Below are 23044 nucleotides of genomic sequence, written 5' to 3'. Positions count from 1 at the left end.
AAACACACACTATGAAAAATTTAAACTTAAAAATAAAAGCTTCGCTTCTACTGAGTGTACTATTCTTAGTAAGTGCTTGTAGTGAAGATTTTTTAAATAGACCACCAGAAGATTCGGTTGCATTAGATAATTTTTATTCTAGTGAAGAAGAATTAATCGCTAACGCAAATGTACTTTATGGTACGGTATGGTTTAACTTTAACTCAAAAGCTTTTTGGTCTATTACAGAGTTAACAGGAGGTAATGCAAGAACATTTTCAGGAGATGTAATTAATTTTGGGAACTTTACAGTTACTGGAGATAATAACGAACTAACCAATGGCTGGGAGAGTTTATGGGGAGTTGTGGCTCAATCTAATGCAATTATTAATTTTGTTCCAGAGCGAGTAGCTGGCTCAGTACCACAAGCAGCTGTTGATAATGTTTTAGGCGAAGCTCATTTTATGCGTGCCGTTGCTTATTTTTATCTAGTAAGAATTTGGGGAGCCGTGCCAATTATAGAAAATAATTTGGAAAATGTATATGATCCTCAAATTCCTACCAACAGAGTAGAAGATATTTATGAGTTTATGGAGAGAGATTTGCAGTTTGCTATAGATAATTGTTACGAAAAGACAAGAGGCGGAAACTATGAAGCGAATATACATGTCTCTAGCGGATCAGCTAAAGCATTAAAAGCTAAAGTGCATTTGTATCAAGAAGAATATGATGAAGCTCGACAACTTGCAGAAGAAGTAATTAATAGTGGCGAATTTAAATTATTTGGTATCGATATTCCTTCTAAAAGTTATTCAGACTTATTTTTAACAGCGAATAACAATAATGAAGAATCTATTGTACAAATGCAATGGTCATCTCAAGGTTACGGTGTTGGTAACGCTATGCAGGCATCTTTCGCTATTAGTTCGCAAATTACCGGTACAGGAGATGGGTATAGTGTAATAGGTCCAACGATAGATTTACAAGAAGCATATGAAGATGGTGATGAAAGAAGAAAAGCAACAATTATGCTTGCCAATGATTATTACCCAAGTATTCTATCTTCAGAAGGTGGTTTTACCGTTCCAGATGATATAAACGCACAAAATACTAAAGCCGGAATTAAAAAATATGTCGTAGGTACGCCAGAAGATAATGGTGGAGAAGGAGCAGCTCAAGCAGCACCTAATAACACCTATATTATGCGTTACGCTGATGTATTATTAATTCATGCAGAAGCTATATTGGCTGGTCAAGAAAGTACCAGTAATGTTGCAGCACTTAATTCTTTTAATGCGATTAGAGAAAGAGCTGGTTTAGGAAGTTTGCCTTCTATAACTTTAGAAAATATTCTTCAAGAAAGAAGATTAGAATTTGCAATTGAAGGCGAATATTGGTTCGATTTGGGAAGAATAGATAGACAAATGGCTATTGAGATTATAAGTAATCAAGAGCGAGGAACCTATAGTAATGATACCCCGCCTGTAATTTATTCGCAAAAGTTTACCCCTTCAGCTGAAGATTTTACGATGCCATATCCTTCTTCTGATGTTGCATTAAACCCAAGATTATTAGAAGAGCCACAACCTTATAATTTTAATTAAAAATTAGTTAAACAATGAAAAATATAAATTTCAAAAAAAGAACATTATGGAGTTTTGGTTTATTAGCATTGTTGCTAGTAAGCTTTACTTCTTGTGAAGGTGACGATACCGGTCCTGCCACTGTAGATGGCCCGCCAAGTTTAGAACGCGTAAGTTTAGCAATTAAAGATTCTACCACAAGCGTAGGAATGCGCCAAAATATGTATAGAGTTTATGGGGATAATCTAGCTACTACTCAAATGATATTTTTTAATGATACAGAAGCGTATTTCAATCCAACTTTAGTGACAAATAATACAATCTTAGTTTCTGTACCTAAGGAGACTCCTTATTTTGGAGCAAGTGATAAGTTACGTGTGGTTACTTCAGAAGGTGAAGCTAGCTTAGATTTTGTAATTGCTCAACCCGCACCAATTATAGACTCATTTACACCTTTAGCTGCTGGAGCAGGAGAAATTGTAACCATTACGGGTAGTGTTTTTGAAGGACTAGAATCTGTAAAATTTGGAGAAACTGAAGCGGTGATTGTTTCAGCAACAGAAAATGAAATTCAAGTAGAAGTGCCAGAAGGGATTGTACAGAGTTTTATTTTTGTAGAAACTCCTGGTGGTGTAACTCAATCTGAACAGGCATTTGGTTTTAAATTTGTTATCTATGATGATGTACTAAACGCTAGTTGGTGGTCTGGTGGATGGGGAGGTACTCAGGATTTTGAAAGTACCGAGCAAGTAAAAAGAGGACAATATGCTATTAAGAGAATCTATGAAGGTACTTTTAGTGGCTTTCAGTTAGGAAATGGAGGTGCTCCACTAGAAATTTCAGACTATGCTGCGATTAAGGTTTCTATTTATGGCGGTGATGGTATCAGTGATGTGAAAATGGTGATTAATGGTGATTATGATAATGGTAAAATCATTACGATCAACCAAGGAGAATGGAATAATTTCACCATTCCTTTCAGTGATTTAGGAGCAACATCAGGTACGCTTAACGAAATTGTAATTCAAGAGTTTAGTGGTCAAGCGCCAGCTATAATTTATATAGACGATTTAGGTTTGATATAACTTTAAACTTAGTTTTTATTTTTTAGAATTAGCATTTTATTTATTATGAAAATATGCCCTAGTAACTACTGGGGTATATTTTTTAAATTATTTTTCGATGAGAATATTTCACCCCAAAAAATTATTTTCTCTAACAATTATAGGTTTAGTTTTCACTACTATACTATTATTTCTTAGTTGTGAAAAATCTAAAAAAGCGATGAGTCAAGCTGAATTTAAAAAACTTCAGCAAGAATTGTCTGATAAAAAAGCTAATCGTCAAACCGTAGCGCTTTTTCATCACTTAAAAACATTAGCAGATTCTGGTAAAACGCTATTTGGCCAGCAAGATTATACAGCCAATAATCGCGGTTGGGATAATATGGATGAACTTTCTAATGTGAAAGCCATAACTGGTTCTCATCCTGCATTAAATAGTTTAGACTTCTACCTTATTACCAACCCAAATAAAGATACCGCAAGAGGCAGGCGTATCTTAAATAAACTAACCCAAAGAACCTACAAAGAAGGTGGAGTAGTGTCTTTTTGTTGGCATTACTACAATCCTAAAACTGGTAAGAATTTTTATGATACCACCAAAGTAGCAAAAGAATTACTGCCTAAAGGGGCTTTACATCATAAATTTAAACACAGTTTACAACAAATAGCATCGTTTGCGAAAAATGTAAAAGACGAAGAGGGTAATTTAATCCCTATCATATTCCGTCCTTGGCACGAGTTTGATGGAAACTGGTTTTGGTGGGGGCAAAACTTTGTTTCTCAAAAAGATTTTAAAGAACTTTTTCAATTTACCGTTACTTATTTAAGAGATACTTTGAAGGTGAATAACTTTCTGTATGCATTTTCTCCCGATAGAAATTTTCATTCAGAAGAAGAATATTTAAAACGGTACCCTGGTGATGAATTTATAGATGTGGTAGGGATGGATAATTATTGGGATTTTACTCCAGAAGGAGAAGGGATAGATTCTATTATTAAAAAAATTCAAATTATTTCAGCATACGCAAAAAAGAAAAATAAAATAGCAGCACTTACAGAAGGTGGTGTAGCAAATGTGCCAGATAGTTTATGGTTCACTACCAAACTTTTAAAAGTAATTAATGCGCCAAATGTGAATCTTTCTTATGTGGCTTTGTGGAGAGGAGAATATGTGCCCAATCCAAAGCATCCTGCCGCTAAAGATTTTAATAATTTTTACCAAGAAAAGAATATTCTTTTTCAAGATGATTTACCTAACCTTTATCAATTTAAAAAATGAAAGTTTTTTTAAAAATATTCATATTTTTTTTAATTACGACAGCGTTTTCTCAAACCGAACCTCAAGAATTTAAGAACCCTATTTTAACGGGTTTTCATCCAGATCCTTCAATTTGTAGAGTGGGAGACGACTATTATTTAGTAAATTCTACTTTTGTTTGGTATCCTGGTATTCCTATTTATCATAGTAAAGATTTGGTGAATTGGAAATTAATAGGTCACGGTATTCAAAGAAAAGAACAATTAAACTTTGATGGTGTGATTGATAAATTCGGAATTTTCGCACCTACCATTCGTTATCATAACGGGATGTTTTATATCACCTCTACCTGTGTAGAATGTGAAGGTAATTTTTACATTACCGCTAAAGATCCATCGGGGCCGTGGAGTGATCCTGTATTTTTAAAAGATGCGTCAGGAGTAGACCCTTCACTTTTTTGGGATACCGATGGTAAATCTTATTATATCGGCACAACGCGTCCAGAAACATCAGAATGGCTTAATCAAGGCGAAGTTTGGATGCAAGAAATAGACCTTAAAAAAGGTAAATTATTTGGCGAAAGAAAAGTATTAACTTACGGTCATGCTAATAACGCCTCATTTCCTGAAAGTCCGCACATTTATAAAGTGAATGGTAAATACGTTTTGCTTATTTCTGAAGAAGGAACTGAAAAAAACCACGCGGTAACAGTTCATCATAGCGATTCTTTATGGGGTCCTTATGTTACCGATTATGTAAATCCTGTGATGACACATCGTCATTTAGGTATCAATTATCCTGTTCAAGCAATTGGTCATGCAGATTTGGTGGAAACACAAAACGGAGAATGGTGGTCGGTAGTTTTGGGTAAGAGAATGATAGACGGCAAATTCACCTTAGGTAGAGAAACTTTCTTAGCAAAAGTAGAATTTCAAGATCAAACACCTATTTTCAATCCCGAAGTAGGAAAAGTGGTTCTCAACCAAAAGCGACCAGACTTGCCTTGGTCACCGGTCAAAGAAAATTCGACTACCGATAATTTTGATAAAGATGAATTAAAAGCTGATTGGAGTTTTATAAGAACACCACAAAAAGAGTTTTACACCCTTAAAAACGAAAAACTCTGTATTAAAGGTTTACCAGAAACTATCGATAGTTTAGTAAATACTTCAATGCTACTTAAACGCATTAAAGATTTTAATTTTTTAGCTTCTACAGAATTAAATTTTAAATCTAAATCACCAAAAGAGCAAGCTGGCTTAGTGATTTACAGAACAAATAACACCTATTATTACTTCGCCAAACAGAAAGATAAAATTGTAATTATTAAAAAATTTAAAGGGGAAAAAGAAATTGTTGCTGAAGCACCTTATGCTCAGAAAAATGTTTTTCTTGAAGTTGAAGGGAACGGTTTAGAAATTCAATTTAAATACGGAAGTTCTAAAGAAGAATTAAAACTTTTAGGAGAAATACAATCCTTAGAGGTCATTGCAGATGGTAATGGTAATCAGTTCAACGGTCCTGGAATAGGGATTTACGCTACCGGAAACGGTAAGCAAAACTCCAAGCCAGCTTGTTACAATTCATTTACTTATAAAAAGCTTAAAAAGTAAAACTATTATGAAAACAAAATTAATCGGTCTAATTTTCTTACTCATATTCACTAAAAATTTTGGTCAGAAATTTGAAAATTTAGCACAAACTCCCCCTATGGGTTGGAACAGTTGGAACAAATTTGCTTGTAATGTTAATGAACAAGTCATTAAAGATGCTGCAGATTATATGGTTTCTAGCGGAATGAAAGATGCTGGTTATAACTATGTAGTTATTGATGATTGCTGGCATGGTGAAAGAGATAGTTTAGGTTTTATTACCGCAGATAAAGAAAGATTTCCTTCGGGAATGAAAGCTTTGATAGATTACGTACATAGCAAAGGCTTAAAGTTTGGTATTTATAGTGACGCTGGTTGGCAAACCTGTGGAGGGCGTCCTGGTAGTCGAGGTAGAGAATTTCAAGATGCGCAGACTTATGCTAAGTGGGGAGTAGATTACTTAAAGTATGATTGGTGTGAAACAGAAGGTTTAAAAGCAGAAGGCGCTTACATGACGATGAGAAATGCGCTTCGCGAAGCAGGCAGACCAATTGTGTTAAGCATTTGTGAGTGGGGAGATAATCAACCTTGGGAATGGGGAGAGGATGTAGGGCATTTATGGCGAACTACTGGAGATATTTATAACTGTTTTGACTGTGAAGAAAATCATGGAACTTGGTCTTCATTTGGCGTATTACAAATTTTAGATATGCAAGACGGACTTAGAGAATACGCTGGTCCTGGTCATTGGAACGATCCTGATATGATGGAAGTAGGAAACGGAATGAGTGTTAATGAAGATCGTGCTCATTTTACAATGTGGTGTATGATTGCAGCACCTCTAATTGCAGGAAATGACCTAGCGAATATGTCACAAGAGACAATCGATATTCTAACCAATAAAGAGATGATTGCAATTAATCAAGATCCATTAGGTATTCAAGGGTTTAAATATAAAACAATTGGAGAGGTAGAAGTCTGGTTTAAACCTTTACAGAATAAAGAATGGGCAGTAACATTTTTAAATAGAGGAAACGAAGAACAAAAAATTACTTTCGACTGGAAAAATGAAAAGGTAATGGATGAGTTAAATAATTTAGCTGCTAACTTTAATGAAACAACCTATAAATTGAGAGATGTTTGGAAACATAAAAGTGTAGGTAATACAAAAAATAGAATTAAGTTAACGATTCCCGCTCATAATGTGGTTACCTATAGACTTTTAAAATAGAATCGAAAACTAGAATAACAATAGTCAAAACAAAACAGCTTCTCCTTTATAAAGGAGAAGCTGTTTTGTTTTGACTGAACCCAATATTTCTTTACAATTATAAATTATTTAAAAAAAATGAAATTTATACACTAGGCAAATCTCCTTCGCCTTTACGTGGTAGTTCAGATTTTCCCATTAAAAATTTATCGACCTCATAAGCTGCTTCACGCCCCTCAGAGATAGCCCAAACAATTAATGATTGTCCACGGCGCATATCTCCTGCAGTAAAAAACTTCTTTTTATTGGTTTGGTAATTTTTTTCAGTTTTGATATTGGTGCGTTCATCGGTTTTTAGTCCTAATTGGTCCACTAAACTTTTCTCAGGTCCAGTAAATCCAAGAGCTAGAAGAACTAAATCGCACGGCCATTCTTTTTCAGAACCTTCGATTTCTTTAAGTTGAGGTCGGTTGCTTTCATTGGTAATCCATTCAACTTCAACCGTTTTTAAAGCTTTTAAATTACCTTGTTCATCTTTGATGAATTCTTTTGTAAGAATACTCCAATTTCGCTCTACTCCCTCTTCATGAGAAGAACTGGTTTTTAGTGTAAAAGGCCAATACGGCCAAGGGTGTTCTTTAGATCTACTTTCCGTAGGCATGGGCATAATCTCAAAATTTGTGACTGATTTTGCACCATGTCTATTTGACGTTCCTATGCAATCAGAACCAGTATCACCACCTCCAATTACAATTACGTGCTTATTTTTAGCTGAAAGTTTTTCTGTAGTTTTAGCTAAACCATCGACCACACGATTATTATGTGCCAAAAACTCCATGGCTTGTACTACACCTGGTGCATTGGCTCCATCAATCGGTAAAGGGCGGCGTTGTGTAGCACCACCACATAATACCACGGCATCATATTCTTCTAGTTGTGCTGCTTTATAATTTTCACCTACGTGAATACCTGTCTTAAAGGTAATGCCTTCCGTTTCCATTTGTTGGATACGGCGATCAATTACGTGTTTTTCCATTTTAAAATCAGGGATTCCGTAGCGTAATAATCCTCCTACCTTTTCATCTCGCTCAAATACTGTTACCGTATGTCCGGCTCTTCTTAATTGTTGCGCCGCAGCTAAGCCTGCAGGCCCTGAACCTACAATAGCTACATTTTTCCCTGTTTCAACACTTGGAGGTTGGGGTTGAATCCAACCTTTATCAAAACCTTTTTCAGCTATAGATTTCTCAATAAGCTCTATCGTAACAGGAGGTTCTATAATACCTAATACACAAGCCGACTCACAAGGGGCGGGACATAACCTACCAGTAAATTCAGGGAAATTGTTGGTAGAATGTAAAATTTGTACTGCTTTTTTCCATTCATTTTGATACACGGCATCGTTAAAATCAGGTATTAAATTACCTAGTGGGCAACCACTATGGCAAAACGGAATACCGCAGTCCATACAACGAGCACCTTGAGTGTTGAGTTCTTTTTCGCTTAGGGGTTTTGCAAACTCTTTATAATTCTGGATCCTTTCTTTTGGGTCCAAGTTCTCTTCTGTCTTTCTTTCGTGTTCAATAAATCCTCTTAACTCTCCCATGATGCCGTTGTTAATTCTTTGTTGTTTTCTTTTTTCTCTTGTTCAATTTTTTGCAATGCTTTTTTAAATTCCGTAGGCATGACTTTTATAAAATGATTAGCAGCATCTTGCCAATGCTCCAATATTTCTTTCGCAACATTACTTTGAGTGAATTTGTAATGATTACTAATTAATTGCTTCAATTCATTTTTGTTTTCTTGGGAAGGCTCTTCCAATTCAATCATTTCCATGTTGAAGTTATGATACTCTAATTCATTTGTAGGGTTGTAGATATAAGCAATTCCGCCACTCATTCCTGCCGCAAAGTTTCTTCCTATTTTACCAAGAATTACCGCTATACCTCCGGTCATATATTCGCAACCATGGTCGCCAATACCTTCAATAACTGCTTTTGCTCCAGAATTTCTTACACAGAAACGCTCGCCGCCAATTCCGTTAATATAGGCTTCACCAGCAGTAGCTCCATAAAGGGCTACATTCCCGATAATGATATTCTCATTAGATTTAAAAGTTGCAGAAGCTGGTTTTTTTACACTCAGTTTGGCACCTGAAAGACCTTTTCCGAAATAATCATTTGTGTTTCCTATTACGTGTAAATTAAGGCCTTTAGTGGCAAAGGCTCCAAAACTTTGTCCTGCAGAACCTGTGAAATTAATGTTTAACGTATTTTCTGGTAAGCCAGCTTCCCCGTGTATTTTAGAAATTTCATTACTCACGATTGCACCCGTAGTTCGGTTCATATTATGTATAGGAAAGTCTAAACTCATTTTCTCTTTTCTATAAATAGCGGGATGAGCTTTGTTTAAAATTTTAAAATCTAATACTTTTTCTAACTGATGATCTTGCTTTTCTGTACGATAAAGTGGCATATTTTTAGCAATAGCTGGTTTGTAAAGTATATTTGATAAATCTATCCCTTGAGCTTTATAATGTTTAATGGCGCGGTTCATATCTAATTTCTGACTTTGTCCCACCATTTCATTTAAAGTACGGTAGCCTAAATTTGCCATAATTTGGCGAAGCTCTTGGGCAACGAAATACATAAAGTTAATTACATTTTCTGGGGTGCCTTTAAAGTTTTTACGTAATTCTGGATCTTGAGTAGCAATCCCTACGGGACAAGTGTTTAAGTGACAAGCACGCATCATAATGCAGCCAGAAGCCACAAGCGGTGCGGTAGAAAATCCAAATTCTTCAGCACCTAATAAGGTAGCAATGGCTACATCACGCCCCGTTTTTAATTGTCCGTCACATTCTACGGTAATTCTATTTCTTAAGTTATTAAGCAACAAAGTTTGCTGGGCTTCGGCAATGCCTAACTCCCAAGGTAAACCAGCATGACGCAGCGAGGTTAGTGGTGAGGCACCTGTGCCGCCGTCAAAGCCAGATATAAGTACAACATCGGCCTTTGCTTTCGCTACACCTGCTGCAATGGTGCCTACGCCAACTTTAGAAACGAGTTTAACATTTATTCGAGCTTCACGATTGGCATTTTTTAAGTCGAAAATTAATTGTGCTAAATCTTCAATAGAATAAATATCGTGGTGAGGTGGAGGTGAAATTAAACCTACGTATGGAGTAGAATTTCTAGTTTTTGCAATGTCAGGGTTAACTTTAGCTCCAGGTAATTGACCACCTTCTCCAGGTTTTGCTCCTTGTGCCATTTTAATTTGAATTTCTTGAGCACTACTTAAATAATTAATAGAGACTCCAAATCTACCAGACGCTACTTGTTTAATAGCGCTGTTTCGCCAATTGCCGTTCAGGTCTTTATGAAAGCGATCTGCATCTTCTCCGCCTTCACCAGAATTACTTTTTCCTTGCAATCTGTTCATTGCAATGGCTAAGTTCTCATGTGCTTCTTTACTAATTGAACCAAAAGACATGGCTCCAGTTTTAAAACGCTTTACAATTTCAGTCCATGGTTCTACTTCTTCAATTGGAATAGGATCTAGATCACGAAATTTAAATAAGCCCCTAAGTGTCATTAGGCGTTCATTCTGTTCGTTAATGAGGTTAGCATATTCGTTATAACTAATGGGGTTATTTTGTTTAACTGCTTGCTGTAATTTTGCGACAGTTGCAGGATTAAACATATGGCGCTCGCCATTTCTTCTCCAGCGATAGTCACCACCAATAGCTAGGTCTAGCCCAACATCTGTAGGTTTGGGGTGAAAAGCTTTATGGTAACGTTTTTGGATTTCTTTTTCAATTTCATATAGCCCAATCCCTTCAATTCTGGTGGGAGTATTACAAAAATATTTATTAACAAATTTTTGATTAAGTCCTAGAATTTCAAAAATTTGAGATCCTCGATAAGATAAAAGTGTAGAAATTCCAATTTTATTCATAATCTTAACGATTCCTTTTCCTATGGCTTTATTGAAATTTTGAACCGCTACTTCTGGTTCTTCTTCAATTTCATTTTCTTTCGCCATGTTGAAGATAATCTCATTCACCATGTAAGGATTAATAGCACTTGCACCATAACCAAATAATAATGCGAAATGATGCGGTTCACGTGGTTCTGCAGATTCAATGACAATACCAAATGAAGAACGCCGATCATAATCTTTTACTCGGTGATGCACAAATGAACAAGCAAGTAAAGAAGGGATAGGAGCGAGGCCTTCATGCACATCTCTATCAGATAAAATAATGACGTTACAACCTTCATCTACCGCTTCATTAATCTCTTGAATCATTTCATCTAAGCGTGCTTCCAAACCATTTAAACCTTTGTCTGCTTGGTAAAGCATAGAAATAGTTTTGGATTTGAAATCGGGCTGATTGATGTATTTAATTTTATCTAAATCTTCATTAGATATTACCGGATTTTGTATGCGTAATTTCTTACAGTGCTCAGGAGTGATGTCGAATAAATTTTTGTCTTCTCCTATGGTTAAGCTAATATCGGTGACAATTTCTTCACGAATACCATCTAATGGCGGATTGGTAACTTGTGCAAATAGTTGCTTAAAATAATTAAACAATAATTGTGGTTGGTCTGATAAAACGGCTAAAGGAATATCTGCACCCATTGACCCAATGGCTTCTTTACCTTGTGTAGCCATAGGAGTAATGATGGTCTTCATGTCTTCAAGCGTGTACCCAAAAAGTTGCTGTCTTTTTTTGATCGCTACTTTTTCTACCGGAGTTTGATTTCCTGTGTAAGGAATATCGGAAAGTTGAAGTAAATTACTGTTTAACCAATCTCGATACGGACGTTTAGAAACAATATCATATTTTACTTCTTCATCTTCTAAAATTCTGCCTTTGACCATATCTACCAGAAACATTTTTCCTGGTTCTAACCTTCCATGGTGTTCTACATTTCCTGGTTTAATATCAATCACTCCTGTTTCTGAAGCCATCACTACATAGCCATCTTTGGTAACGGTATAGCGAGAAGGCCGCAATCCATTTCTATCTAATAGTGCACCAATGTAATTTCCATCAGTAAAGGGAATGGAAGCAGGCCCGTCCCAAGGCTCCATAATACAAGCGTTATATTCATAAAATGCTTTTTTATCATCGGTCATTAATGGGTTTTTTTCCCAAGCTTCAGGCACCATCATCATCATGGCCTCTGGCAAAGATCTACCCGTGTGTAATAATAATTCTAAAGCCATATCCATAGAGGCGGAATCTGATTTTCCTTCCATGGTAATTGGGATAATTTTCTTTACATCTTTGCCGAAAAAATCATTTTCAAATAATTCTTCTCGTGCTTTCATTCTGCTTAAATTTCCGCGAAGCGTATTGATTTCTCCATTGTGGCACATATAGCGAAAAGGTTGCGCTAAATCCCAAGTAGGGAAAGTGTTGGTCGAGAAGCGTTGGTGTACCAATGCTAATTTTGTAACTACATCATTATCGTTTAAATCAGGGTAATACGTATTAATGTCGTTAGGCATTAAAAGCCCTTTATAAATAATAGTATTGGTAGAGAAGCTAGAAACATAAAAATGCTCTTTTTCTGAAAGTTCAGAATCATCTATACGATGTTCAGCAATTTTACGAGCCGCAAATAATTTGGCATTAAATTCTTCGGATGAATTTTCATGTGGTTTTGCGATAAATGCTTGATAGACGTTGGGTTCTGAAAGTTCGGCTATACTTCCTAAGCAGGATCGGTCTACGGGTACTTCACGCCAACCTATAAGCTGCAGTTGTTGAGCCTTAATTTCTTCTTCAAATATTTCTTTACAAATGAGTAGTTGATTTGCACTTTTTGGAAGAAAAGTCATGGCTACTGCATAATCTTTAAATTCTGGCAATTCAAAATCACATACTTTTTTAAAAAATTGATGTGGTATTTCAATTAAAATTCCGGCACCATCTCCTGTTCTTCCGTCGGCACCTACAGCACCTCGGTGTTCTAGCCTAATAAGAATATCAATGGCTTTATGAATAATGTCGTTGGTTTGCTTTCCTTCGAGGTTGCATATAAAACCGGCTCCACAATTGTCATGTTCAAATTCCGGTGAGTATAATCCTTGTTTTTGTGGCTTCATATAGTCTTTTTCTTTAGCTTAAAATGTTCAGTAAAAACGAAATGATAAGGTAAATAAAAAGCTCTTTATATCCTAAAATTGTACTTTAATTGAAGTATTGTTAATCGAAATTTAAATTTTTGATAATAATTTAATTGTAATTCAATAAAATCAATATTATTAAATTTGAGGCGGTGATTTTTGAGAAATAAAAAACCCGATTTTTAAAAATCGGGTTTTTGAAATAATTTATAATGATTCTTAATCACGGAGTAAGCCTCTGGAGATCACAATTTTCTGAATTTCTGAGGTTCCTTCGTAAATTTGAGTGATTTTTGCATCACGCATTAAACGCTCTACGTGGTATTCTTTTACAAAACCATTACCGCCGTGAATTTGTACGGCTTCAACACTGGCGTTCATTGCTGTTTTAGAGGCGTAAAGTTTCGCCATAGCACCAGACATATCGTAATTATTTTTTTGATCTTTATCCCAAGCCGCTTTCATCACTAAATGCCTTGCAGCTTCAATTTCGGTATACATATCTGCTAATTTAAAAGCGATGGCTTGGTGGTTGCAAATTTCTGTACCAAAAGCTTTTCTAATTTTTGAGTAATCTCTAGCTAATTGGTAAGCACCGCTTGCAATGCCTAAAGCTTGTGCTGCAATTCCTATTCTTCCGCCAGAAAGTGTTTTCATGGCAAACTTAAAGCCAAAGCCGTCTTCTCCTATTCTATTTTCTTTAGGTACTTTTACATCATTAAAATTAAGAGTATGGGTATCACTTCCTCTAATCCCTAATTTATCTTCTTTAGGGCCAACTTCAAAACCATCCCAGTTTTTTTCGACAATAAAAGCGTTAATACCTTTATGGCCTTTTTCTCTATCGGTTTGTGCAATCACTAAATAATAATCTGCACTATTTCCATTGGTAATCCAGTTTTTAGTACCGTTTAGTATATAGTGATCTCCTTTATCAATTGCAGTGGTTTTTTGTGAAGTAGCATCACTACCTGCTTCGGGTTCACTTAAACAAAAAGCACCGATAGACTCTCCTGTGGCAAGTTTGGTTAAATATTTTTTCTTTTGGGCTTCGTTTCCATAAGTTTCTAATCCCCAGCAAACTAAAGAATTGTTTACTGAAACAATAACTGAACTTGAAGCATCTATTTTAGAGAGTTCTTCCATGGCTAATACGTAAGAGATGGTATCCATCCCGCCGCCGCCGTATTCAGGAGAAACCATCATGCCTAAGAAACCAAGCTCTCCCATTTTTTTTACTTGTTCTGTTGGGAACTCTTGTTTATTGTCCCTTTCTATGACTCCGGGTAGTAATTCTGCATTAGCAAAGTCTCTGGCTGCCTCTTTAATCATGAGGTGCTCTTCAGTAAGCTTAAAATCCATTCTATATAGAGTTTGTCAAATTTTTATTGAAACTACACAAATATAGCTTTTAGTAATTAAATTATCAATAGTAATACTTTATTTTTGCGAATATGAAAAGAAAACAATATCAAGTTTTAGGAATAATGTCTGGCACATCTTTAGATGGTATAGATCTTGCTTGCCTGCAATTTGAATACGAAGAGCATTGGAATGCTTCTATTTTAATGGCTGAAACTGTAGCGTATTCTGAAAAATGGTATAAGCTGCTTAAAAATTCTTCAGAATTATCTAGGGAAGAGATCTCTAATTTAGATGAAGCTTATACCAAATATCTATCTAAAGTTATTCTTCAATTTATAGAGAAAAATCAAATTAAAGGTCTTGATGCCGTTTGCTCTCATGGGCATACAGTTTTACATCAGCCAGCGGAAGGGTTTACAATTCAGATAGGTAATTTACCCCAACTCGCTAAATTAATTAAGCAAAAAGTAGTGTGTGATTTTCGAGTGCAAGATGTTGCATTGGGAGGTCAAGGCGCTCCCTTGGTACCTATAGGCGACCGATTGCTTTTTAAAGAATATGATTACTGTTTGAATTTGGGTGGTTTTGCAAATATTTCTAAAGAAATTGAAGACAAAACAAATCGAGTGGCTTATGATGTTTGCCCGGTCAATACAGTGATCAATGCTTATGCTGCTAGATTAGGATTTGATTATGATCGCGATGGAATTATTGCCAAGAGCACACAGGTAAATAATGCTTTGCTCGCTAAATTAAATGCATTAGATTTTTACGCTAAAAAACCTCCAAAATCTTTAGGGATAGAATGGGTGCACGCCATTGTTTTTCCGTTATTAGAAAATAGCGGTTGCAGTCCAAAAGAAATTATAGCAACATACACAGAGCACGTGGCTATTCAGCTTTCAGAAAATATTGAAAATCATTCTTCTAAGAAAGTATTAGTAACTGGAGGAGGTGCATTTAATCGTTTCCTTATAGAACGTCTTCGGGGAAAAACTTCAGCACAAATTATATTACCTTCTAATGAGTTAATTGAATTTAAAGAAGCTTTAATTTTTGGTTTTTTAGGGGTCTTAAAATTAACCAATCAAATTAATGTATTAAGTAGTGTTACCGGAGCTTCTAAAAACCATTCTTCGGGTAAAATTTTTGAGCCTTAAAAAATTAAGATTTCTTTCACATACCCCTATGGGTTTAGCTATCTTTGTGTGCGAAAAACTAATTTTTTATTATGAAGGATTTACTTGAAATATACGAAAATAAACAACCAGAAATTGTTTTTAATTGGAAAGATTCTGAAACTGAAGCTGAAGGCTGGACGGTTATCAATTCTTTACGAGGCGGTGCTGCTGGCGGTGGTACGCGTATGCGTAAGGGTTTAGATATGAATGAAGTACTTTCATTAGCAAAAACAATGGAAGTGAAATTTACGGTTTCAGGCCCTGTCATTGGTGGTGCTAAATCTGGAATTAATTTTGACCCACAAGATCCTCGAAAAAAAGGGGTTTTAGAGCGTTGGTATAAAGCGGTTTCTCCACTCTTAAAAAGTTATTATGGTACGGGAGGAGATTTAAATGTAGATGAAATTCATGAGGTAATTCCTATTACTGAAAATTGTGGAGTTTGGCATCCGCAAGAAGGTGTTTTTACAGGTCATTTTCAACCAACCGAAGCCGATAAAATTAATAGAATAGGTCAGCTTCGTCAAGGAGTAATCAAGGTGTTAGAAAACACAACCTATTCTCCTGATATTTCAAGAAAATATACGGTTGCAGATATGATTACTGGTTACGGCGTAGCTGAAGCGGTACGAAATTATTACGAAATATACGGTGGCGATGTAAAAGGTAAACGTGCCGTTGTACAGGGTTTTGGTAATGTAGGTTCTGCAGCGGCCTATTATTTAGCGCAGATGGGTGCTAAAGTTGTAGGTATTATTGACCGTGCTGGCGGTTTAATTAATGAAGAAGGTTTTTCTTTTGAAGAAATTAAACAGTTATTCTTGGCTAAAGATGGCAATACACTTGCAGCTGATAATTTAATTCCTTTTGATGAGGTTAACGAAAAAGTATGGGCTTTAAAGACTGAGATTTTTGCTCCTTGTGCAGCTTCTCGATTAATTACTCAAGACCAAATATCAAGTATGATCGAGCAAGGTTTAGAGGTTATTTCTTGTGGTGCAAATGTGCCGTTTGCAGATAAAGAGATTTTCTTTGGTAGTATTATGGAATATACAGATCAGCGAGTAAGTTTAATTCCAGATTTTATTTCTAATTGTGGTATGGCTAGAGTGTTTGCATATTTTATGGAGCGTCGTGTGCAAATGACAGATGAGGCTATTTTCAACGATACTTCAATGACCATCAAAAATGCAATTAAGAATACATTCGACCATAATAGCAGTAAAACTAATATTAGTAAAACTGCTTTTGAGATTGCTCTAAAACAATTAGTATAGACTTTTAGTTATTTACCTCACAGTATAACAAATGCTTAAAAACTTTTTGGGCAATAGCCCGCTATGGTTGAAATATACCATATTGTCATTTTTGGTTTTCAATATTGTTGCTAATTATACAATTGGACCAACGCTAACCGCTTGGATTTTTATTGCAGAATTTATTTTCTGTTTAGCAATGGCATTAAAATGTTATCCTTTGCAAACAGGCGGTTTATTAGCATTAGAGATTTTACTTCTAAAATTAACCAGTCCTGCAGCTGCAAAAGAAGAAGTAATTCAAAACTTTGAAGTTATTTTTCTATTGATGTTTATGGTAGCCGGTATTTATTTTATGAAACCTCTACTCATGTACATTTTTAGTAAGGTTTTTACAAAAATAAAATCTAAGCTATTTCTATCATTATTATTTTTGCTATTGGCAGCTTTACTTTCAGCTTTTTTAGATGCACTTACGGTTACCGCAGTTTTAATTAGTGTAGCGGTCGGTTTTTATGGTGTTTATCATAAGATTCAATCGGCTAATACAGATTATAATGTTAGCGGTATTTTAGATCGAAAAGAATTAAGCGGACAAACCTTAGAAGAATTTAAATCTTTTTTGAGGAGTTTAATTATGCATGGCGTGGTAGGTACCGCGCTTGGTGGCGTTTGTACTTTAGTGGGTGAGCCGCAAAACTTATTGATTGGTGAAAAGATGAATTGGGATTTTATAGACTTTTTTGTACACATGTCTCCTATCACACTTCCAGTTTTATTTTCGGGTTTACTTACCACTATTGTTTTAGAAACGACAGGGAGTTTTGGTTTTGGACAAAAGCTTCCATCGGTAGCCAGAACAATTATAGAGAATTATACAGCAGAACAAGATAGACAACGCACCAAATCTGAAAAATATGGGTTGGTGGTTCAAGCATTATCCGCTGTGTTTTTAATTTTGGGTTTAGCCTTACACATTGCGCCAGTAGGCTTTATAGGCTTAGCCTTAATTATTGTTCAAACTGCATTTATGGGGATTACAGATGAACATAGTATAGGAAAAGCTTTTCAAGAAGCATTACCCTTTACTGGATTAATTGTAGTTTTTTTCGTTATTGTAGCCATGATTCACGACCAACAATTGTTTCACCCTATTATTTATTGGGCACTTTCATTAGATATTGCAACCCAACCCTCCGTATTTTATGCAGCTAATGGTTTGCTTTCTATGATTAGTGATAATGTATTTGTTGCGACGGTTTATATAGGTGAGGTGCAGCAAGCTTTTGATGCTGGCGAAATTTCTAGAGCACATTTAGAAGATTTAGCTGTCGCCATAAATACAGGTACAAACTTACCGAGTGTAGCGACACCAAATGGACAAGCAGCATTTTTATTTTTATTAACTTCATCTTTAGCTCCGTTAATTAACCTTTCATACTTTAAAATGGTGAAAATGGCATTGCCTTATACGATTGTTTTAACTGGAATTGGCTTTTTAGGAATTTGGTTTTTTATGTAAACAATTATAGCTAATTTAGCTTATTAAGAAGATTATAATTTATTAAAGTATTTAACGTTATCCTTATATTAAACTAACAAAACTTATGCTAGCTACATTTTTGCAAGAAGTGGTTGAAGAGACAGCCGAGCAGATGCCGGAAGAAAAGACCTTATCTTTTATTGAATTAATTTTAGGGGGCGGCGTTGCAGGAACCCTTGTTATTGGCATACTATTTATATTATTGGTGGTAGCTCTCTACATTTATTTTGAACGACTGTTTGCTATAAAAGCAGCCTCAAAAACAGATGTAAACTTTATGTCGCAAATTAAAGATCATATTGCAAATGGAAATGTAGAAGCTGCTAAAATTAGATGTGCACAAGAAAATTCTCCAGTAGCAAGATTAACCGCAAAGGGAGTTTCTAGAATTGGTAGCCCATTAGAAGACATTAATACCGCTATCGAAAATGCTGGAAAATTAGAGGTTTATAATTTAGAAAAAAATGTTTCTATTTTAGCTACCATCGCCGGGGCAGGACCGATGATTGGTTTCTTAGGTACTGTAATTGGTATGGTTTTAGCATTTCATGAATTGGCGTCGAGTAGTGGTCAAGCAGAAATGGGAACACTCGCTGAAGGAATTTACGTAGCCATGACCACCACTGTTGCTGGTTTAATTGTAGGTATTATTGCTTATATTGGTTACAATCACTTAGTGGTGAAAACAGATAAAGTAGTTCATCAAATGGAAGCCACAGCAGTAGATTTCTTAGACTTATTAAACGAACCTGCTTAATATGAATTTAAGAGGAAGAAATAAAGTAAGTCCAGAATTCAGTATGTCGTCTATGACAGATATTGTTTTTCTGTTATTGGTATTCTTTATGCTTACTTCTCCTGCAGTTACTCCTGAAGCTTTAGATTTACTTTTACCAAAAGCTAAGGGAAAAACAAGTAATCAACAGAATTTAGCGGTAAGCATCAATAAAGATTTAGAGGTTTTTATCAATTCAGAAAAAATTAATAAAAATCAATTAGAAATAGAGTTACAAAAGCGATTGCGAGCAGAGGAAGATCCTACAATTATTTTGAGAGCAGAACAAAGCGTTCCTATTCAAGATGCCGTAAATGTTATGGATATTGCAAAAAGAAATAAATACAAAATAGTATTGGCGGTAAAACCGTAAAAATTATGACTTTGTTTGAAACTAAATATGAAAAAAAATCAGCAACGATAACCGCAATTATATCCGGTGCAATTTTAATATTGTTGTTTTTGTTTGGTTTTACTTACTTAGATCCGCCACCAGAAAATGGTATCGCCATTAATTTTGGAACTTCAGAAGTAGGCTCGGGAGATATTCAACCTACAGAACCTGTAAAGTCTGCCCCACAACAAAATAGCTCACAGCCCAAACCTCAACCTACACCAGTTACTCCAGAAGTAAACGAAAAAGTCACCACGCAAGAGACAGAAGATGCTCCTGTGATTAAAAAGGAAGAGGAAAAGAAAAAAGTTGAAAAAAAGAAACCACAAGAAGAGCCTAAGAAGCCTTTAGAAACCAAAACTACTCCAGAACCTATAAAAGAGGTGAAGAAGCCAGACCCTAAGCCAGATAAGAATACCTCCGATGCGATGAATGGTCTTTTGAACGGTTCAAAAAAAGAAGGCAAAACAAATGGAGGAGAAGGAAATAATCAACAAGCGGGAGATAAAGGTAATCCTAATGGCGACCCGAATGCGAGTTCTTATTACGGACAAGGAAAAGGTTTAGATGGCGATGGTAATTACCGTCTGGGAGGAAGAAAAGCCTTAAATAAAGAAAAATTTGTACAAGATTGTAATGAATCTGGAATTGTCGTGGTAAAAATTGAAGTAAATCAACGAGGGCAGGTGGTGAATGCAATCGCAGGCGCTAAAGGAACAACTAATAACGCAAGTTGTTTAATGGAACCTGCTCGAAGAGCTGCTTTAGCTACAAAGTTCAATAGCGACGCCGATGCACCAGTAAAGCAAACTGGTTATATCGAATACGAGTTTAAACTTTCCGAATAGTTTTAATAATCATTTCATGAATTCATATCAAGAAACCCTTGATTGGATGTTTCAGCAACTTCCAATGTATCAAAGGCAGGGAAAGACTGCTTTTAAAAAAGATTTAACCAATATTTTAAAGTTTTCAGAACGCTTAGAAAATCCGCATCAACATTATAAAACTATTCACGTAGGCGGCACAAACGGTAAAGGTTCTACTAGTCATATGTTAGCTTCTATATTGCAAGAAGCGGGGTATAAAGTAGGCTTATATACCTCACCGCATTTAAAAGATTACCGTGAACGCATAAAGGTAGATGGCTCGATGGTTTCTGAACACTTTGTAGTTAAATTTATTCAGCAACATCAGGCATTTTTAGAAGCTCAGCAGCTTTCTTTTTTTGAAATGAGTGTAGCTATGGCTTTTCAATATTTTTCTAAAGAGCAAGTAGATATAGCAATTATAGAAGTAGGGTTGGGAGGAAGGTTAGATTCTACCAATATTATTACTCCAGAAGTTTCTGTTATCACTAATATAGGTTTAGATCATACGCAGTTTTTAGGAAACACGTATCAAGAAATCGCTTTTGAGAAAGCTGGGATTATTAAACCAAATGTGCCTGTAGTGATAGGCACAACGATAGCTTCTACTAAAACTGTGTTTGAGAAAAAAGTAGCATCGATGCATAGTGCAATTATTTATGCTGAAGAGAGTGCTTTGCCAACCATAGATTGCGATTTAAAAGGAAATTATCAGGTATATAATATTAGAACGGTTTTAAAAACGGTAGAAGTTTTAATTTCTCAAGGTTGGCAATTAAAAAACGAATCGATTAGTAGCGGACTGAAACATGTGGTGAAAAATACAGGCCTACGTGGACGTTGGGATATTTTGAATAATTCACCGAAGATAATTTGCGATACTGCGCACAATCAAGAAGGATTGAAATTTGTGATGGAGCAACTCCAGCATGAAAGCTTTCAAAAACTTCATATTGTTTTAGGAGTAGTTAACGATAAAGACTTATCAAGTATTTTACCTTTATTTCCTAAGCAAGCTAGCTATTATTTTTGTTCTCCTAATATTCCGAGAGGCTTAGCGGCGGAAGAATTAAAAAATATTTCAGAAAAATTTCAATTGAATGGAAAGGTTTATTCTTCAGTTAAAAAAGCTTATTCAGCTGCTAATGAGTTGTCTAAAAATGAAGATTTAATTTTTGTAGGAGGAAGTACATTTACAGTTGCAGAAATAATTTAAAAAAAATTAATTTTTTATTTGGTGCATTGTAAAAAAGACTTATATTTGCACTCGCATTGCAACAATAGAGGGCAATTAGCTCAGTTGGTTCAGAGCACCTCGTTTACACCGAGGGGGTCGGGGGTTCGAATCCCTCATTGCCCACCAAAAAAAACCTGAAGATATCTTCAGGTTTTTTTAGTTTAATGAATGGGCTATTAACTCAGTTGGTTCAGAGTGTCACGTCGACAACGTGGAAGTCACTGGTTCGAATCCAGTATAGCCCACAATATTTATAAGATTCCTACAATTCTTTCTAATGCCATTCCTCTAGAGCCTTTTATAAGGATAGTGGTGTTCTCGAAATTTTCTGTTTCTAATTGTGTTTTTAAAGCATTAAAATCTTCAAACTTTCTTGTTTTTTTAGTGTTGCAATGGTAAAAGGCTTTGCCGCATACGTACATGTTTTTAAAATTTAGTTTCTCTAGTTCGTTTATCACTTCTTGATGTTCTTGAGCGGAAGTGTCTCCGACTTCAAACATATCTCCTAAAATAACCATTTTTTGTTCTGCTTCTAGCTTCTCTAAATTTTCTAACGCTGCTTTCATGCTTGTTGGATTTGCGTTGTAGGCATCTAGAATAATGTTGTTGGTGTTTTTTGTTATAATTTGTGATCTGTTATTATTTGGTGTATATTCTTCTATGGCATTTTTTATGGCTTCTGAAGAAACATGGAAATGTTTACCTATACAAATGGCAGCTGCAATATTTTTAGCATTATAAGTACCTATAAGTTGGGAATTAATCTCATTATCTTCTGTGCTTATTTTAACAAAGGGATCGGCTTTTAGAAATGTAATTTGTTGGCTTGCATGTTTTCCTTCGCTAAATGAAACTATTTCACAGCCTTTGCTCTTTTCTACTTGTATCTCGTCATCAGCATTAATGAATATTGTTTTTTGATGTTTAATAAGGTACTGGTAAAGCTCGCTTTTCCCTTTAATTACACCTTCGAATCCGCCAAAGCCTTCGAGGTGTGCTTTCCCGAAATTAGTGATATAGCCATAATCTGGTTGCGCGATTTCGCATAATTTTTTGATTTCTCCTTGATGATTAGCGCCCATTTCTACCACTCCAAGTTCTGTTTGTTTGTTCATCGCAAGTAATGTTAAGGGGACGCCAATATGATTGTTAAGATTTCCTTGTGTGCAAACCGTTTTATATTTTTCAGTAAGAACTACATTAATTAATTCTTTTGTAGTGGTTTTGCCATTGCTTCCTGTGATGGAGATAATTGGAATGTTCAAATATTTCCGGTGATAAGCCGCAAGATTTTGTAAAGTAGATAATGTATTTTTTACCTTAATAATTCTGCTTTCTTCAGGAGTTGGAGTTATATCATCATCGACAATAACATGTGATGCGCCATTTTTTAATGCTTTTAAGGCAAAATTATTTCCATTGAAGTTTTCACCTTTTAAGGCGATGTAGATATTTCTTTTTTCTAGCTTTCTTGTATCGGTACAGATACCGGTACTTTCTAAAAACAATTGGTGTATGTGGTTTAGTTCTTTCATAAATTAAAGATATAAAAAAAGCCTTTTCGTTTGAAAAGGCTTTTTTGAAAATATATAAT

General features: G+C 35.4%; 16 protein-coding genes and 2 tRNA genes. 14 read left to right on the top strand and 4 right to left on the bottom strand.

Going from position 1 to position 23044, the window contains the following annotated elements:
- The first annotated feature begins 11 nt into the window (after positions 1-11).
- The 5 genes from KW502_RS13110 (at position 12) to KW502_RS13090 (ending at position 6707) form a co-directional block, all read left to right on the top strand.
- Positions 12-1583: a RagB/SusD family nutrient uptake outer membrane protein gene (locus KW502_RS13110; protein WP_219041010.1), complete on the top strand. Its 1572-nt coding sequence runs from the start codon at positions 12-14 to the stop codon at positions 1581-1583.
- Positions 1584-1597: 14 nt separating this feature from the next.
- Positions 1598-2647, top strand: coding sequence for an IPT/TIG domain-containing protein (locus KW502_RS13105; RefSeq protein ID WP_219041009.1), 1050 nt, complete (start codon positions 1598-1600; stop codon positions 2645-2647).
- A 97-nt stretch (positions 2648-2744) separates the two neighbouring features.
- Positions 2745-3905: a glycoside hydrolase family 26 protein gene (locus KW502_RS13100; RefSeq protein WP_219041008.1), complete on the top strand. Its 1161-nt coding sequence runs from the start codon at positions 2745-2747 to the stop codon at positions 3903-3905.
- Positions 3902-5497, top strand: a complete 1596-nt coding sequence (locus KW502_RS13095) for a glycoside hydrolase family 43 protein (RefSeq protein ID WP_219041007.1) — start codon at positions 3902-3904, stop codon at positions 5495-5497. The genes KW502_RS13100 and KW502_RS13095 overlap by 4 nt, the downstream gene beginning before the upstream one ends.
- Before the next feature lie 7 nt (positions 5498-5504).
- Positions 5505-6707, top strand: coding sequence for a glycoside hydrolase family 27 protein (locus KW502_RS13090; protein WP_219041006.1), 1203 nt, complete (start codon positions 5505-5507; stop codon positions 6705-6707).
- 124 nt (positions 6708-6831) lie between these two features.
- Here the strand turns inward: KW502_RS13090 and KW502_RS13085 are convergent, their stop codons facing one another.
- The 3 genes from KW502_RS13085 to KW502_RS13075 all read right to left on the bottom strand — a co-directional run bounded on the left by KW502_RS13085 (position 6832) and on the right by KW502_RS13075 (position 14192).
- The gene (locus tag KW502_RS13085) at positions 6832-8292 is read right to left on the bottom strand and encodes a glutamate synthase subunit beta (protein ID WP_219041005.1); all 1461 of its coding nucleotides are present in this window, start codon (positions 8290-8292) and stop codon (positions 6832-6834) included.
- Complete coding sequence (gene gltB, locus KW502_RS13080; RefSeq protein WP_219041004.1) at positions 8280-12809, bottom strand: glutamate synthase large subunit; 4530 nt, start codon at positions 12807-12809, stop codon at positions 8280-8282. Before gltB ends, KW502_RS13085 begins: the two co-directional genes overlap by 13 nt.
- A 240-nt stretch (positions 12810-13049) precedes the next feature.
- Positions 13050-14192: an acyl-CoA dehydrogenase gene (locus KW502_RS13075; protein ID WP_219041003.1), complete on the bottom strand. Its 1143-nt coding sequence runs from the start codon at positions 14190-14192 to the stop codon at positions 13050-13052.
- Positions 14193-14284: 92 nt separating this feature from the next.
- Here KW502_RS13075 and KW502_RS13070 point away from each other — a divergent pair, with 92 nt between their 5' ends.
- From KW502_RS13070 to KW502_RS13030, 9 genes are all read left to right on the top strand, one after another.
- Entirely contained in the window at positions 14285-15355 is a 1071-nt protein-coding gene (locus KW502_RS13070) for an anhydro-N-acetylmuramic acid kinase (protein WP_219041002.1), read from the top strand.
- Positions 15356-15426: 71 nt separating this feature from the next.
- Entirely contained in the window at positions 15427-16653 is a 1227-nt protein-coding gene (locus tag KW502_RS13065; protein WP_219041001.1) for a Glu/Leu/Phe/Val dehydrogenase dimerization domain-containing protein, read from the top strand.
- 31 nt (positions 16654-16684) lie between these two features.
- A complete protein-coding gene (nhaB, locus tag KW502_RS13060; RefSeq protein ID WP_219041000.1) occupies positions 16685-18154 on the top strand; it encodes a sodium/proton antiporter NhaB in 1470 nt (489 codons plus the stop codon).
- A gap of 85 nt (positions 18155-18239) precedes the next feature.
- The gene (locus tag KW502_RS13055) at positions 18240-18932 is read left to right on the top strand and encodes a MotA/TolQ/ExbB proton channel family protein (RefSeq protein ID WP_219040999.1); all 693 of its coding nucleotides are present in this window, start codon (positions 18240-18242) and stop codon (positions 18930-18932) included.
- A gap of 1 nt (position 18933) precedes the next feature.
- On the top strand, positions 18934-19323 hold the full coding sequence (locus tag KW502_RS13050; RefSeq protein ID WP_219040998.1) for an ExbD/TolR family protein: 390 nt from the start codon (positions 18934-18936) through the stop codon (positions 19321-19323).
- Between the two features lie 5 nt (positions 19324-19328).
- Positions 19329-20192, top strand: coding sequence for an energy transducer TonB (locus tag KW502_RS13045; RefSeq protein WP_219040997.1), 864 nt, complete (start codon positions 19329-19331; stop codon positions 20190-20192).
- A 16-nt stretch (positions 20193-20208) separates the two neighbouring features.
- Positions 20209-21429 (top strand): bifunctional folylpolyglutamate synthase/dihydrofolate synthase, encoded by a 1221-nt coding sequence (locus KW502_RS13040; protein ID WP_219040996.1) that lies wholly within the window; start codon positions 20209-20211, stop codon positions 21427-21429.
- 69 nt (positions 21430-21498) lie between these two features.
- Positions 21499-21576, top strand: a tRNA-Val gene (locus KW502_RS13035).
- A gap of 44 nt (positions 21577-21620) precedes the next feature.
- Positions 21621-21695, top strand: a tRNA-Val gene (locus KW502_RS13030).
- Positions 21696-21701: 6 nt separating this feature from the next.
- Here the strand turns inward: KW502_RS13030 and KW502_RS13025 are convergent.
- Complete coding sequence (locus KW502_RS13025) at positions 21702-22985, bottom strand: UDP-N-acetylmuramoyl-tripeptide--D-alanyl-D-alanine ligase (protein WP_219040995.1); 1284 nt, start codon at positions 22983-22985, stop codon at positions 21702-21704.
- Positions 22986-23044: the final 59 nt, after the last annotated feature.

The organism is Mesonia aestuariivivens (assembly GCF_019311235.1).
Lineage (GTDB): Bacteria > Bacteroidota > Bacteroidia > Flavobacteriales > Flavobacteriaceae > Mesonia > Mesonia aestuariivivens.
This window is presented reverse-complemented; position numbering and strand designations above follow the sequence as displayed.

Coding starts and splice junctions, on each gene's coding strand:
- KW502_RS13110 (WP_219041010.1), top strand. CDS start 12: ATGAAAAATTTAAACTTAAAAATAAAAGCTTCGCTTCTACTGAGTGTA.
- KW502_RS13105 (WP_219041009.1), top strand. CDS start 1,598: ATGAAAAATATAAATTTCAAAAAAAGAACATTATGGAGTTTTGGTTTA.
- KW502_RS13100 (WP_219041008.1), top strand. CDS start 2,745: ATGAGAATATTTCACCCCAAAAAATTATTTTCTCTAACAATTATAGGT.
- KW502_RS13095 (WP_219041007.1), top strand. CDS start 3,902: ATGAAAGTTTTTTTAAAAATATTCATATTTTTTTTAATTACGACAGCG.
- KW502_RS13090 (WP_219041006.1), top strand. CDS start 5,505: ATGAAAACAAAATTAATCGGTCTAATTTTCTTACTCATATTCACTAAA.
- KW502_RS13085 (WP_219041005.1), bottom strand. CDS start 8,292: ATGGGAGAGTTAAGAGGATTTATTGAACACGAAAGAAAGACAGAAGAG.
- gltB (WP_219041004.1), bottom strand. CDS start 12,809: ATGAAGCCACAAAAACAAGGATTATACTCACCGGAATTTGAACATGAC.
- KW502_RS13075 (WP_219041003.1), bottom strand. CDS start 14,192: ATGGATTTTAAGCTTACTGAAGAGCACCTCATGATTAAAGAGGCAGCC.
- KW502_RS13070 (WP_219041002.1), top strand. CDS start 14,285: ATGAAAAGAAAACAATATCAAGTTTTAGGAATAATGTCTGGCACATCT.
- KW502_RS13065 (WP_219041001.1), top strand. CDS start 15,427: ATGAAGGATTTACTTGAAATATACGAAAATAAACAACCAGAAATTGTT.
- nhaB (WP_219041000.1), top strand. CDS start 16,685: ATGCTTAAAAACTTTTTGGGCAATAGCCCGCTATGGTTGAAATATACC.
- KW502_RS13055 (WP_219040999.1), top strand. CDS start 18,240: ATGCTAGCTACATTTTTGCAAGAAGTGGTTGAAGAGACAGCCGAGCAG.
- KW502_RS13050 (WP_219040998.1), top strand. CDS start 18,934: ATGAATTTAAGAGGAAGAAATAAAGTAAGTCCAGAATTCAGTATGTCG.
- KW502_RS13045 (WP_219040997.1), top strand. CDS start 19,329: ATGACTTTGTTTGAAACTAAATATGAAAAAAAATCAGCAACGATAACC.
- KW502_RS13040 (WP_219040996.1), top strand. CDS start 20,209: ATGAATTCATATCAAGAAACCCTTGATTGGATGTTTCAGCAACTTCCA.
- KW502_RS13025 (WP_219040995.1), bottom strand. CDS start 22,985: ATGAAAGAACTAAACCACATACACCAATTGTTTTTAGAAAGTACCGGT.